Consider the following 13,625-nt stretch of genomic DNA (forward strand, 5'->3'; position numbering starts at 1 on the left):
CAGCCCGACATCTCAGCTTTACCAAGGCTGCAGAGGAGCTGTTTGTTACTCAGGCTGCGGTAAGTCATCAGATTAAATCACTGGAAGATTTCCTTGGGCTGAAGCTATTTCGCCGTCGTAACCGCTCTTTGTTACTAACGGAAGAAGGGCAAAGTTATTACCTCGATATCAAAGAAATTTTCTCATCCCTTAATGAAGCAACGCGTAAGCTACAGGCGCGTAGTGCCAAAGGCGCGTTAACTGTCAGCCTGCCGCCAAGTTTTGCTATTCAATGGCTCGTTCCGCGTCTTTCTGGTTTTAATTCTGCCTATCCGGGTATCGATGTGCGTATTCAGGCTGTCGATCGCGAAGAAGGGAAGCTGGCCGATGACGTTGACGTTGCTATTTTTTATGGCCGAGGGCACTGGCCGGGACTGCGCGTAGAGCGTCTGTATGCTGAGTATTTGCTCCCCGTTTGTTCACCACAATTATTATTGGGCGAACATCCACTAAAAGATCCGGCCGATATGGCTTATCATACGCTGCTGCACGATACGTCGCGTCGAGATTGGTTAGCCTATACCCGTCAATTAGGGCTACAGCATATTAACGTTCAGCAAGGGCCTATTTTCAGCCATAGCGCCATGGTCGTTCAGGCGGCGGTGCATGGTCAGGGTATTGCGTTAGTGAATAACGTGATGGCACAAACCGAGATCGAGGCCGGTCGTCTGGTTTGTCCGTTTAACGATGTGCTCATCAGTAAGAATTCATTTTATCTGGTCTGTCAGGATAGCCAGGCGGAGCTGGGGAAAATCGCGGCATTCCGTCAGTGGATCCTCGCGCGTGCGGCGAGCGAGCAGGAAAAATTCCGTTTTCGTTATGAGTCTTAATCGTCGTTTGTCGATGGTAAGTCTTCATACACACGGCTTAATACAGGGTAATCGGAATGAGTAGTCGTTCAATGATGATTTTTGCCGCAATTAGCGGTTTCGTTTTTGTTGCACTGGGGGCGTTTGGCGCACATGTCTTGAGCCGAACCTTGGGTGCTGCTGAAATGGATTGGCTGCATACTGGATTGCAGTATCAGGGGATCCATACGCTGGCAATTTTAGGGCTGGCCGCCTTAATGCAGCGTCGTAAAAATCTGTGGTTCTATTGGAGCAGTGCGTTATTGGCTCTGGGAACCGTGTTGTTTTGTGGAAGTCTTTATTGTCTGGCGCTGTCGCATCTTAAACTGTGGGTGTACATCACGCCTATCGGCGGCGTTTGCTTTTTAGTAGGTTGGGCTTTGATGTTAGTAGGTGCCTTACGCATGAGGAAAAGGGCGGAACGCCATGAATAAATTAGCTTTATATTGCCGCCCAGGATTCGAAAAAGAATGCGCAGCAGAAATTACCGAGAAAGCCGCGGCTCTTGAAGTCTTTGGCTTCCCAAGAGTAAAAGAAAACAGCGGCTATGTGACCTTTGAATGTTATCAGCATGAAGATGCCGATAAACTCGCCAAAAATCTGCCATTCCGCGAGCTGATTTTTGCTCGTCAGATGATTGTGGTGGGTGAGTTGCTCAAAGATTTACCAACTGACGATCGCGTTTCGCCGATTGTTGGAATGCTGATGAACGTGATTGACGGTGCCGGTGAACTGCGCGTTGAAGTGCCGGATACCAATGAAAGCAAAGAACTGATGAAGTTCTGTCGCAAGTTCACGGTGCCGCTGCGCGCTGCGCTGCGCGAGCAAAAGATCTTGCTGAAGAATGAAAATGCGCACCGCCCTGTGGTACACGTATTCTTTATTGCGCCGGGCTGCTGCTATGTGGGTTATTCCTACAGTAATAACAACTCTCCGTTCTATATGGGGATCCCGCGTCTGAGATTCCCATCGGATGCACCAAGCCGTTCAACGCTGAAACTGGAAGAAGCGCTGCATGTGTTTATCCCGCACGATGAGTGGGATGAGCGTCTTGCTGGCGGTATGAAAGCGGTCGATTTGGGTGCATGCCCTGGTGGCTGGACTTATCAATTAGTGAAACGCAGCATGTGGGTGCATTCAGTCGATAACGGTCCAATGGCACCAAGCCTGATGGATACCGGACAGGTTACACACCATAAAGCTGATGGTTTTAAATTTGAGCCACCGCACACTAACGGTGTTGATTGGCTGGTATGTGACATGGTTGAGAAACCTGCGAAGGTTTCAAGTTTGGTCGCGCGTTGGTTAGTGAACGGTTGGTGCCGTGAGGCGATCTTCAACCTGAAGCTGCCGATGAAAAAGCGTTATGAAGAAGTGAGCCAGAACCTGTCTATTTTGGCGCAAACGCTGAAAGACAACGGCATTAATGCTCAAATCGCAGCTAAACAGCTTTATCACGATCGTGAAGAAATTACGGTACACGTGCGTCGTATGTGGGGCGCGATCCCTGGCCGCCGCGATGAGCGTGAGCTTAACCGTCGTATGCAGTTGAAGAATAGTAATAATAGCTAACTGATTGATCCTCTTCTAGCCTCCCTTGAGAAAGGGAAGGTTAGGAGAGGGAAGTTTTAAATCGTGGTAAATTCTACGGTAAACGCAACTGCTGCAGGTTGCCGCTGATCGTCAGATTGGTTTGTAGCGTGGCGACTCTCTTACAGAGCTCCGCCTGTTCCCTGTGTTCTTCCAACTTCTTGCGCCATTTATCTGGCACACTTTCTATCTGTTCAAAAATATTGGCCAGCGAGCCAAATTCATTAAGCAACGTAGCCGCTGCTTTTGGCCCAATGCCGGGTATGCCGGATATCTTGCTGCTGCTGATCCCTGCCAGCCCCCAATAATCCGTAAGCTGCTGCGGTTCTACGCCGAACTCTTTTTTCACGAAAGGCAAATCAAGCCAGCGTTTTTGGAAATAATCACGGATTTGAATCGTAGGGGCTAACAGCTGACAGTAGCCTTTATCCGTAGATACAATTGTCACGCGATTTCCCGTTTGCGCAATTTTATACGCCAGCGTTGCGGCGAGATCGTCCGCTTCGTTACCTGCTGAATGCCAGCTTTGTACGCTTAATTTGCTGAATGCTTCACGGATGGCGGGCATTTCTGCGGCTAAGTTTTCAGGCATGGCGCTACGACCGGCTTTATAGTCCGGTAAGGCCTGATGACGCCAACTGTTATCGCGATCGTCTTCATCAAAAACGGCCACGGCATGGGTTGGTTGGCTGTGCGCCAACAGTTGCTGTAGCGCATGCTGGCAAGCAATAACACAGGGTGAACCCTGAACGGCATGAATGCGGCGGATGAGGTTTAGGGCGTCAACGATCAGAAGGTGTATTTGCATGATGGTTATAATTATTCGGAAAAGAAAAAGGGCGGTAACTCGACCGCCCTGCATAAAGTAATAGTTAATTACTTAATGATTTCATAGCAAGGTTCGTAGGCGGTTCCCGGCAGCTTCATGCGATGCTGTGCGACAAAGCCTTGCAGCAGATGATCCATGTGCTGCATCATTTTTGCATCGCCGTGGATCTTGAAACGACCGTGCTTTTCAATCTCGGCAATACCCACTTCTTTCACGTTACCGGCGACGATGCCTGAGAATGCACGGCGCAGCGCTGCTGCTAACTGCTCAGGTGGTTGGTCAGGATGCAGGTTTAGCGCAGCCATATTGGCGTGTGTCGGCTCAAACGGCAGCTGTAAATCTGGGGCAATCTTGATCGACCAGTTAAAGCTGTAGAAATCGCCGGTTTGGCGGCGGTTTTCTTTCACTTTCGGCATGGCGCGTTTCATCTGGCGAGCGACCTCAGCCGGATCGTCGATAATGATGGTGTAATGCTTACGTGCCGTTTCGCCCAGCGTACTCATGATGAATTCATCCAGCACGCGGAAATAGTCTTCGCTCTCTTTTGGACCCGTTAAGATCAGCGGTAAAACCTGATCTTTGTTTTCTGGATTCATCAGAATGCCCAGCAGGTAGAGCAGCTCTTCTGCCGTCCCCACGCCGCCAGGGAAGATGATGATGCCATGACCAAAGCGAACGAAGGCTTCCAGACGCTTTTCAATATCCGGCATGATCACCAGTTCGTTCACCAGCGGGTTAGGCGGCTCGGCGGCGATGATGGAAGGCTCGGTCATACCGATAAAGCGACTTTCTCTGTAGCGTTGTTGAGCGTGTCCAACGGCGGCACCTTTCATCGGTGCTTCCATCGCGCCTGGGCCGCAGCCGGTGCAGATATTCAGCTCGCGCAGTCCTAGCTGGTTACCCACTTTACGTGCGTACAGGTATTCGATCTCGTTAATGGAATGACCACCCCAGCAAACAATCATGTTCGGCTCTTCGCCAACGTGCAGGGCACGGGCGTTACGCAGAATCGAAAAGACCATGTTGGTGATATGTACTGGGCTTTTGGTATCCAGATGCGGATAGCGGTCGGTGTTGGTCATCTGCCCGTTAACAAACAGAATATCGCGCAGCACGGCAAATAGGTTGGCCTGAAGAGCGCGAATGATCTGCCCATCGACAAAAGCGTCTTCAGGCGGATTAACCAGTTCTAATTTCACGCCGCGTTCGCGGCGCAATACGTTGATGTCAAAACTTTCGAAGCGCGATAGTAGCTCGTTGCTGTTATCGGTTTGTGCGCCGGAGTTAAGTACGGCGAGGGAACAGTTGCGGAATAGGCGGTACAAATCGCTGCTTGCCGTGCGCTTTAGCATGTCTACTTCAAGCTGCGACAACAAATCCATAGACCCTAGCGGGCTGATATGTGTAATCAAAGTCACTCCTATACATCTACCGATGCGGTTACCGCGATGGCATCAGGAATAACGTGTCCTGTCTATTGTTAGGCAGGCTCAATTCCGTTGTTCCTGATACGTTTTGCTACTGTATTAATGCACGCCTTCACCTTACAAATTTAGCATTCCGAGCTGATAGCCGATTTATGCTCAAGGCCTGATAGGTTGCTTGATTCATCAATAGCTTATTGTGAACTCGTGCATTTTGCGTCCTGCAAACACCTTACCGTTGTCTTTTGATTTTTGCCAACACTCTTACGTAAGCGCACGTAATGATTTGCCATTTTTGCGAGGCTTATTGGCGAACCAGTCGGCCTTTTGGTGCAACGAACGGCGTATTTGTGCGCCAAGGATTAATATCTAAGCCACCGCGGCGCGTATAGCGAGCATAAACGCTGAGGGTTTCCGGCTGACAAAAACGTTGGATATCACAGAAGATGCGCTCAACGCACTGTTCGTGGAACTCATTGTGATGACGGAACGAAACCAAATAACGCAGCAGCGCTTCACGATTGATAGCCGGACCACGGTATTGAATCATCACGGAGCCCCAATCAGGCTGATGGGTAATTAAACAGTTGGATTTCAGCAAGTGACTCACCAATGTTTCTTCGATCACGTTCTGTGGATCGGCGGCGTTCTTGAGTAGCTCAGCGTCAAATTCGTAGTTATCGATTTCAATATCGAGATTATCGATGCATTCTCCACTGAAGGCGGCAATCGGCTGGCCTTCAACTTCATCAAGCTTCATTAGTTGCACGCGCACGTCACCCTGCGCACAGTGTGATAAGTCGCGCTGCAGCGTAGTTTGCACGTCATCCCAATTAGCGAAGCGCGTTTGGTTGAAGCTGTTTAGATAGAGTTTAAAACTTTTTGACTCAATCAAATTCTGGCTAAAAGCATCCAATTCCACATCGGCGATGGCAACCTGCGGCAGGCCTTTGGCGTTAAGCCATGAGAGCTCATACAGCGTCCAAATATCACCGCCGGTGAAAGGCAGTGAATCAGGATAAAGTCCCAGCGGTTCACGATTCATACTGCGAGGAACGGGCTGAAGCAGTGATGCGTCGTAGCTGTCGCGGTATTCAGTGGCTTTGCCGAGCGTTAAGCCAGCAAGGGCCTGATGATCTTGGTATGACATTATGTGGCCTATATTCGAATAAGAACGGTACAATCAGTGAATACCCTACAGTTTACCTTAGTGAGAGAAAACATGGTGCATGATGTTTCTGCCGCGCTAGCGGAGTTTACCCAGCGTTTTATTGATAACTGGCAGCGTGAAAGCGGCGATTTCCCCTCTAGTGAGGCATTATATGGTGTTGCATCACCCTGCGTCGTGCATACCGACAACGAGAAAGTGTATTGGAAACCGCAGCCTGCGGTCGCTTCTGATGGCCTAAACGGTATTTCCCGCGCTTTGGATATTCAGCTGCATGAAGATATCGTTCCCTTTTTCACCTCGCAGTATGCGGGTGATATGAGCGCGGTATTGGGTGATTTAGCGCTAGATCTGGTGCAGGTTTGGAGCGAAGATGACTTACAGCGCTTACAAGAAAATCAGATCGGTCATTTAGTCACTCAGCGCCGGTTAAAACTCTCTCCAACCCTCTTTCTCGCCACTACGGATTCCGAGCTACAGCTGATCTCGCTGTGTAATCTTACTGGCAATGTTCTGCTTGAACAGTTCGGCAGTAAACAGCGCGAAGTGCTGGCCGAATCGCTGTCAGAATTCCTGTCTCGCCTACAACCTGTCGTTATTAAGTAAATTTGGCTTACACGGCTGCCCGTCGCCGTGTAAGAGATCTCTCACAAGGCGTGTAGGATATATCGCTTATTGATGCAGATATTGTGTAAGCTGATTTTATTTTTTGTATATAATTCAATGAATAAAAATTTTATTTTGTAGTCCTTCTGCGTGTAAGCCAACTGTGAGCCAATTGGGTTCATTGTTTTAAGCCTAAGAATAGGCGATATTAGTTTCACCGGAAGGGAAGACGGTTGGAGCAGGACACATCAGGATGATGTTGCTTCAGGATGAAGCGAAGGACACACTCAGGAAGAGTGATAAAGGATGTGCCACAGGATGTTGGCCAAGGATACTTCAGGATGAAGTCAGGGACACCTCCAGGACGGAGATTGAGAGCCAGTTAGGATAACAGGCGGGTCAGGAAGACTGAGGAACAGCATCAGGATGATGCAGGATGAAACGTCAGGATGAAAGTTGGACGATACGACGGATTGTCGGGAAATGGATAGCCGTACGGAAAAGTTTTCATGGATGAGCAGGGAGCACAATGAGTAGCTGGATTGCTATAAAACGAACCGGGCGTACTGTGTAAAAACAGTACGCCCTTTTTTTTGCCCATCGCCAACGTTTTTTATTCTTCATCAGTGATTTAATGCCCTCTCATCACCCGCACTAATGGCCCATAGCGATACACGCATACTGCTCATAGATGGCTTAACCACGCTAGACTATTGGGAGGTGCGAGCTTCAATGCTATCCTTTGCCCCCATTTTATATCCCGCCTGTAGACATAAGTGAGAGAAGCATGAGTGAATACGCTGAAGTCAGACAGCATTTGCTGAGAATAGAGCAACAGTTAGACAGCCTTGATTTGTCTCAAGAATGTGCACCTGATGCTCAGGCTTTTGAGAGCCAAGAGCCTTTTTGCGTGGACACCATGAGCCCTGAGCAGTGGCTGCAATGGATCCTGCTACCGCGCATGTTTGCGCTGATTGATAGCAGTGCGCCATTACCGCGTCGTTTTGCTATTGCCCCTTATTTTGAAGTGGCCTTCAAAGAGCGCTTGCTGGAGGTTCAGCCGCTGATCGTCCTGCTCCAAGAGTTGGACAGTATGCTGAACCAAGAAGACGCCAATTAATGCTGAATATTATCTATCAGGATGAACATCTGGTGGCGGTGAATAAGCCGGCGGGCTGGCTGGTTCATCGCAGTTGGCTTGACCGTCATGAAACGGTGTTTGTGATGCAAACGCTGCGCGATCAGATTGGTCAGCATGTGTTTCCGGTACATCGCCTCGATCGCCCAACGTCTGGTGTGCTACTGATGGCGCTTTCCAGCGACGTTGCCCGCATGCTATCGGAACAGTTTGAACAGCGTGAGATGAATAAGACTTATCATGCGGTGGTGCGCGGTTACCTTGAAGGCGAAGCGGTGATTGATTATGCGTTAACGCCAGAGCTGGACAAGATTGCGGATAAGTTTGCCGATCCTGATAAAGCACCACAGACGGCGGTGAGTCATTACCGTTCGTTAGCTACGGTCGAAATGCCGGTTGCCGTCGGTAAGTATCAAACCGCACGTTATAGTTTGGTAGAGCTAAAGCCAGAAACCGGCCGTAAGCATCAGTTACGGCGTCATATGTCACATTTACGCCATCCGATTATTGGTGACACTAAACACGGTGACCTGCGTCAAAATCGCGCCATGGCGCAGCATTTCTCTTGCTCTGGTTTGATGCTGCATGCGAGCGAGCTGTGTCTCGATCATCCAGTGACCGGAGAGCCGCTCTGTTTGCAGGCGGGGCTTGACGATCGCTGGCAGCGCATGATGTCGCATTTTGGCTGGCAAAGTTATCTCCCTCATCTTGAAAGGGTTGAGTTTCCAGAGAGTTGCGTTCACGATAACCAAAATGACGTCAGCGTAAATTCTTAAGAAAAGGGAACACATCATGGCTCAGGTTGGTATTTTCGTTGGAACGGTATACGGCAACGCATTGATGGCGGCGGAAGACGCTGAAAATATCCTCAAAGCGCAAGGACATGAAGTCAAACTGTTTGAGGAAGGCACGCTCGAAGAGTGGCAGTTCTACCGCAATCATTATGCATTGATCGTGACATCCACCACCGGGCAGGGTGATTTGCCGGACTCAATCGCTCCGCTGTTTCGTGCGGTGAAGGATGATGTCGGCTATCAGCCTGAACTGCGCTATGGCGTGATTGCGTTAGGCGATAGCAGCTACACTCATTTCTGCGGCGCAGGCCATCAATTCGATGAACTGCTACAAGAGCAGAAAGCGACGCGCATTGGCGAACTGCTGGAAGTGGATGCTCAGGTTGATGCCGAACCCGAAGTGGTCACGGGGCCATGGGTGGAGAAGTGGGGGCAGTTGATTAAGTAGGCTGCGTGTGCCGGTTGTTTATGAGGCCTCTGTGTAAGGTTTCGACCGCCTATCTATAACTGCTTTTATATGTAGCCAAGTCGAAGGCGTCCGATGAGAGCCCCGTTGCGCGGGGGTTCTCAACTCGCGCGCTTTTATCCGAGATGCCATCTCCGCTCCGGGTCGGCATGCGCCATCCTTGGCGCCTCCTCCCCTAACGCTAACATCCTGTTAGCGTTGCTCTTTCTCCCAATACTTAAACAAATAAAATCTTTTGAATTTGATTTTGACCTTTTCTGGCTCGTTGTTTTTCAGCCGAATAGAGGAATGCAGGCTAGGATTCGTCGACAGGGATGTCGGCGAAAGAACGGAGGAGCCAGGATGGCGATTGCCGTTCGTTCCGTTAAAGCCGGAATGACGAGATGAGGGAACCTGCGAAGCAGGCTGAGGAACGGTGCCAAGCCCGGATGCAAGGCGGCGGCGATTGAGCCGCCTTGCTTGACCGCTTTCATCCGTAGCTATATGGGAAAATATTGCCAATAAGCGGGCGAAACTTTCCCAAAACAAACAGAGTATTAAGCGGACGAAATCTTTCACGGTTCTTACATATAAGATGCAAGACAACGAAGGTTGCCCCACCTTACTTCTGCGTCAATTTCTCCAGATCCGCCTCAATCTCGGCAATCTTATTCGCAACCACGCTTTCAAGATGGCGCAGATCGTCCAAGATCTTGTGCTTCAGATCGACTTCAACCTGATCGCGTTTGCAGATCTGATCCAGTTCATCAATCACATAACGCAGGTTCGGGTTAATCTCGTGGATCTCTTTGTAACCTTGCCCCGCGTTATCCGCCACGATGGTTTTACGCTGACGTGGATACTTAAACTTCACGCTTTTGGCAAAAAACTCGCCTTTATCTTTACGGAAATAAATCTTGAGAATGTCGTTGTTGGCCTCCTGACGAAGGCTGTAGCGGTCAATCTCTTCGGGTTGATTAATCCCCAGACTTTTCAGGTTGTCATACATAGCGGCACCTTTTGATATTTTTCATGAGAAGATGAAATATAGACTAAATGGCAGAACCGATTAAATTATCGTCGACGTAAAGTGACTGATAAAAAAATAGCGGGCTCGTTGCCCGCTATGCTCACTCTCTTAGTCGATGCTGCGCAGCAGCTCGTTGATACCGACTTTACCACGCGTCTTGGCGTCAACTTTCTTAACGATGACCGCACAGTACAGGCTGTATTTGCCATCTTTAGACGGCAGGTTACCAGAAACAACCACGGAGCCAGCCGGCACGCGGCCGTAATGTACTTCGCCGGTTTCACGGTCGTAAATCTTGGTGCTTTGACCCAGATAAACGCCCATGGAAATGACTGAGCCTTCTTCAACGATAACGCCTTCAACCACTTCTGAACGTGCGCCGATGAAGCAGTTATCTTCGATGATGGTTGGATTCGCCTGTAACGGCTCTAAAACGCCACCGATGCCGACGCCGCCGGAGAGGTGTACGTTTTTACCAATCTGCGCACAAGAACCCACGGTAGCCCATGTATCGACCATGGAGCCTTCATCAACGTATGCGCCGATATTGACATAAGAAGGCATCAGCACGGTGTTGCGAGCGATGAATGCGCCCTGACGAACGCTGGCAGGTGGCACTACGCGGAAGCCTTCACGCTGGAAACGTGCTTCGTCATAATTGGCAAATTTCATCGGCACTTTGTCGTAGAAGCGAGTTTCAGCGCCTTCCATCAGTTTGTTGTCATTGATGCGGAAGGAGAGCAGCACTGCCATTTTCAGCCACTGATGGGTGACCCATTCGCCGTTAATTTTTTCTGCGACGCGCAGTTCGCCTGAATCTAACAGAGCGATAACCTGATTAACTGCTTCACGCGTGATGCTGTCTACGTTAGCCGGAGTGATGTCTGCGCGGCGTTCAAAGGCGTTTTCAATAAGTGTTTGCAACTGCTGCATGCTGTTCTATTCCCGAAGTTTAATTGACATATCCCCTTCATATTTCGAGTTGCAGATGTGTTGGCCGCAGCTCGAATTATTCTGGGTATAAATCTTAACAAATACATTACCCTTTATCGGTTGGATCGAGGGCTTCTGTCAACCGCTGAGCCAATTCTGTCTGCATTTTAATGCTTAATGCTTTACGTTCGCCGTCTGCCAGAATAAATAAGTCCTCAACCCGCTCGCCGATGGTGGTGATTCGGGCGCTGTGCAGTGACAGCCCCATCTCAGCGAATACTTCTCCCACCTGCGCTAATAGCCCCGGCTGATCGAGCGCCACCAGTTCCATATAGCTTCGACGTTCGTTGTGCATTGGTAGGAAGCTGACCTCTGTCGGTACGGTAAAATGGCGTAGTTTGGGTGACGGACGCCGTGTGCGTGGGTGGCGATAGTGTTGCTGGGTGAGCGCCTGTTCCAGCGAATGTTTGATTGTGGCATGGCGATCTTGTGCCAGTGGGCTGCCATCGGGTTCAAGTACCACGAAGGTATCCATCGCAAAGTTGTCGCGATTGGTGAAGATCTGTGCGTCATGCACGCTCAAATTGCGTCGATCTAATTCTCCTGCCACGGCGGCAAACAAATAAGGCCGGTCTGGGCTGTAGATGAAAATTTCGGTGCCGCCGCGAGTGGCAAGATGGCTCACTAATACCAGCGGTTTGCTGGCATCATGCTTGAGCAGGTGGCGAGCGTGCCATGCCAGCTGATTAGGATTGTGACGCAGGAAATAATCGGCGCGGCAGCGGCTCCAAATATAATGCAGCGCCTCCTCGTTGATATTATCCATGCGCAACAATGCCAAAGCCTGTAAACGGTGATGGCGCACGCGCTCGCGCATATCTGGCGTGTTTTGCATTCCACGCCGCAGCTGCTTTTCTGTCGCAAAATAGAGTTCGCGCAACAGGCTCTGTTTCCAGCTATTCCACAGCGTTTCATTGGTGGCACAGATATCCGCAACGGTCAGGCTAACCAGATAGCGCAAACGGGTTTCGCTCTGCACTTCGGCGCTGAATTGCTGAATAACGGCGGGATCTTGGATATCGCGCCGCTGTGCCGTGACCGACATCAACAGATGGCAGCGCACTAGCCATGAAACGAGCTGAGTTTCGCGTGAATTGAGCCCGTGCAACTGAGCAAATTCGATGACGTCTTGAGCGCCTAAAATTGAGTGGTCACCGCCGCGCCCTTTGGCGATATCGTGAAATAACGCGGCGAGCAGCAATAACTCTGGCTGTGGGAGGCGAGGGTAGAGCTCCACGCACAGCGGATGTCGCTGGCGGGTATTTTCATCCGCAAAGCTTTCCAGCTTCAGCAAGACGCGCATGGTGTGCTCATCCACGGTATAGGCGTGAAACAGGTCGAACTGCATCTGGCCGACGATTTTTCCCCACTGCGGCATATAGGCCCATAAAACGCTATGGCGGTGCATCGGCAGTAGAGCGCGGTTCACCGATCCTGGATGGCGTAATATCGCCATAAACAGTTTTCGGGCTTCGGGCAGATCGCACAACGGCTGAGCCAGATGACGGCGCGCATAGCGTAGGTGGCGCAGCGTGGTGGAATAAATTCCCTGTATTTCCTGATTTTTGGCCATCACATAAAACATTTGCAGGATGGTGACCGGATCGCGCATGAACGTTTCTGCGTCGCGCAAATCAATCAGATTGCCGCGTAGCTGGAAATTTTCGTCCAGTGGGCGCGGTTTTTCATTGGTTCCGAGCGCCAGAATCGCTTCATCAAACAGCTGTAACAGCATTTGGTTGAGTTCTCCCACACGGCGTGTCATGCGGTAGAAATCTTTCATCATGCGTTCGATTGGGGCATTGCCTTCGCCTTCGTAGCCGAGCAGTTGGGCGACGCTAAACTGGCGGTCAAACAGCAGGCGGTTATCGTAGCGGTTCAAGACTAAATGCAGCGCAAAACGGATACGCCACAGAAAACTTTGGCATTCGTTTAACTCGTCGCGTTCGGCTTCTGTCAGAAAACCGAAACCCACCATCTCATTCATGGATGTCGCGCCAAAATGACGATGAGCCACCCAAAGTAAAGTGTGAATATCACGTAGCCCACCTGGGCTGGTTTTTATATCTGGCTCAAGGTTGTAGCTGGTCCCGTGGTAGCGGTGATGGCGGTCTTTTTGTTCTTGAATTTTTGCATCAAAGAACTGAGGGGATGGCCAGAATTCATCGCTGAAAATCTGTTTTTGCAGTTGAAGAAATAGCGCGACGTCGCCATAGATTAAGCGAGATTCAATCAGATTAGTGGCGACCGTGAGGTCTGAAAGCCCCTCTTGAATACATTCATCTAACGTACGGACGCTGTGCCCCACTTCGAGCTTTAAATCCCACAGCAGAGTGATGAGTTCGCTGATGCGCTGCGCGTCGTGTTCGTTAAGCGGTTCCTGACTCAAAATCAGCAGGTCGATATCAGACAACGGGTGCAGTTCGCCACGCCCATAGCCACCCACGGCGATTAACGCCATGCCCTGACGCTCTTTGAATCCCAAATGAATCCATAGACGCGTTAGCAGCCGGTCGATATAGAGTGTTCGGGCGGCAATCAGCGATTCAGCTGATTCGCCAGCCTTAAATGCGGCTGCCATCCATTGTTGGAAGCGTTCAAGCGACAGTTTCAGCGGCGCACACTCAAGATCGGATGCGGCAAAATTGTCAGGAGAGGGCGGCTGGATCAGCGGCTCCGTGGGGGATTCTGACGTGGCTGAAGGTAAAATGGGCATGGGCA

14 protein-coding genes are annotated in these 13,625 nt (G+C 50.3%); 7 read left to right on the plus strand and 7 right to left on the minus strand.

The genetic code is table 11. The features are described from left to right. From RSC70_RS15310 to rlmM, 3 genes are all read left to right on the plus strand, one after another. Positions 1–869: transcriptional regulator GcvA (locus RSC70_RS15310; RefSeq protein WP_332542947.1), on the plus strand; the 869-nt coding region annotated here is incomplete at its 5' end. A 56-nt stretch (positions 870–925) separates the two neighbouring features. Continuing rightward, positions 926–1,321, plus strand: a complete 396-nt coding sequence (locus tag RSC70_RS15315) for a DUF423 domain-containing protein (RefSeq protein ID WP_172625155.1) — start codon at positions 926–928, stop codon at positions 1,319–1,321. Beyond that, the gene (rlmM, locus tag RSC70_RS15320) at positions 1,314–2,459 is read left to right on the plus strand and encodes a 23S rRNA (cytidine(2498)-2'-O)-methyltransferase RlmM (RefSeq protein ID WP_040045319.1); all 1,146 of its coding nucleotides are present in this window, start codon (positions 1,314–1,316) and stop codon (positions 2,457–2,459) included. The genes RSC70_RS15315 and rlmM overlap by 8 nt, the downstream gene beginning before the upstream one ends. 73 nt (positions 2,460–2,532) lie before the next feature. Here rlmM and xni read toward each other — a convergent pair whose 3' ends face one another. The 3 genes from xni to queF all read right to left on the minus strand — a co-directional run bounded on the left by xni (position 2,533) and on the right by queF (position 5,883). Then, entirely contained in the window at positions 2,533–3,285 is a 753-nt protein-coding gene (xni, locus tag RSC70_RS15325; protein WP_282813831.1) for a flap endonuclease Xni, read from the minus strand. A gap of 68 nt (positions 3,286–3,353) precedes the next feature. Beyond that, on the minus strand, positions 3,354–4,718 hold the full coding sequence (gene ppnN, locus RSC70_RS15330) for a nucleotide 5'-monophosphate nucleosidase PpnN (protein WP_130997707.1): 1,365 nt from the start codon (positions 4,716–4,718) through the stop codon (positions 3,354–3,356). Between the two features lie 316 nt (positions 4,719–5,034). Further along, positions 5,035–5,883, minus strand: coding sequence for an NADPH-dependent 7-cyano-7-deazaguanine reductase QueF (queF, locus tag RSC70_RS15335; RefSeq protein WP_130971055.1), 849 nt, complete (start codon positions 5,881–5,883; stop codon positions 5,035–5,037). A gap of 69 nt (positions 5,884–5,952) precedes the next feature. Here queF and syd point away from each other — a divergent pair, with 69 nt between their 5' ends. The 4 genes from syd (at position 5,953) to RSC70_RS15355 (ending at position 8,884) form a co-directional block, all read left to right on the plus strand. After that, complete coding sequence (gene syd, locus RSC70_RS15340; protein ID WP_130971056.1) at positions 5,953–6,504, plus strand: SecY-interacting protein; 552 nt, start codon at positions 5,953–5,955, stop codon at positions 6,502–6,504. Positions 6,505–7,291: 787 nt separating this feature from the next. Further along, positions 7,292–7,624, plus strand: a complete 333-nt coding sequence (locus RSC70_RS15345) for a YqcC family protein (protein ID WP_040045315.1) — start codon at positions 7,292–7,294, stop codon at positions 7,622–7,624. Next, a complete protein-coding gene (truC, locus tag RSC70_RS15350) occupies positions 7,624–8,418 on the plus strand; it encodes a tRNA pseudouridine(65) synthase TruC (protein WP_332542948.1) in 795 nt (264 codons plus the stop codon). The genes RSC70_RS15345 and truC overlap by 1 nt, the downstream gene beginning before the upstream one ends. 16 nt (positions 8,419–8,434) lie before the next feature. Further along, the gene (locus RSC70_RS15355; RefSeq protein ID WP_025800230.1) at positions 8,435–8,884 is read left to right on the plus strand and encodes a flavodoxin; all 450 of its coding nucleotides are present in this window, start codon (positions 8,435–8,437) and stop codon (positions 8,882–8,884) included. Between the two features lie 210 nt (positions 8,885–9,094). On the opposite strand, the gene RSC70_RS15360 is transcribed toward RSC70_RS15355, so the two are convergent. The 4 genes from RSC70_RS15360 to glnD all read right to left on the minus strand — a co-directional run bounded on the left by RSC70_RS15360 (position 9,095) and on the right by glnD (position 13,620). Then, complete coding sequence (locus RSC70_RS15360) at positions 9,095–9,460, minus strand: hypothetical protein (protein WP_332542949.1); 366 nt, start codon at positions 9,458–9,460, stop codon at positions 9,095–9,097. A 43-nt stretch (positions 9,461–9,503) separates the two neighbouring features. Beyond that, positions 9,504–9,890 carry a DUF3461 family protein gene (locus RSC70_RS15365; protein WP_008814520.1) on the minus strand — a complete coding sequence of 129 codons (387 nt, stop codon included), beginning with the start codon at positions 9,888–9,890 and terminating at the stop codon, positions 9,504–9,506. A gap of 129 nt (positions 9,891–10,019) precedes the next feature. Continuing rightward, positions 10,020–10,844, minus strand: coding sequence for a 2,3,4,5-tetrahydropyridine-2,6-dicarboxylate N-succinyltransferase (dapD, locus tag RSC70_RS15370; protein ID WP_040047095.1), 825 nt, complete (start codon positions 10,842–10,844; stop codon positions 10,020–10,022). 106 nt (positions 10,845–10,950) lie between these two features. Continuing rightward, positions 10,951–13,620 carry a bifunctional uridylyltransferase/uridylyl-removing protein GlnD gene (glnD, locus tag RSC70_RS15375; protein ID WP_227741592.1) on the minus strand — a complete coding sequence of 890 codons (2,670 nt, stop codon included), beginning with the start codon at positions 13,618–13,620 and terminating at the stop codon, positions 10,951–10,953. Positions 13,621–13,625: the final 5 nt, after the last annotated feature.

Source organism: Hafnia sp. (genome assembly GCF_036648275.1).
GTDB classification, from domain to species: Bacteria; Pseudomonadota; Gammaproteobacteria; order Enterobacterales; family Enterobacteriaceae; genus Hafnia; species Hafnia alvei.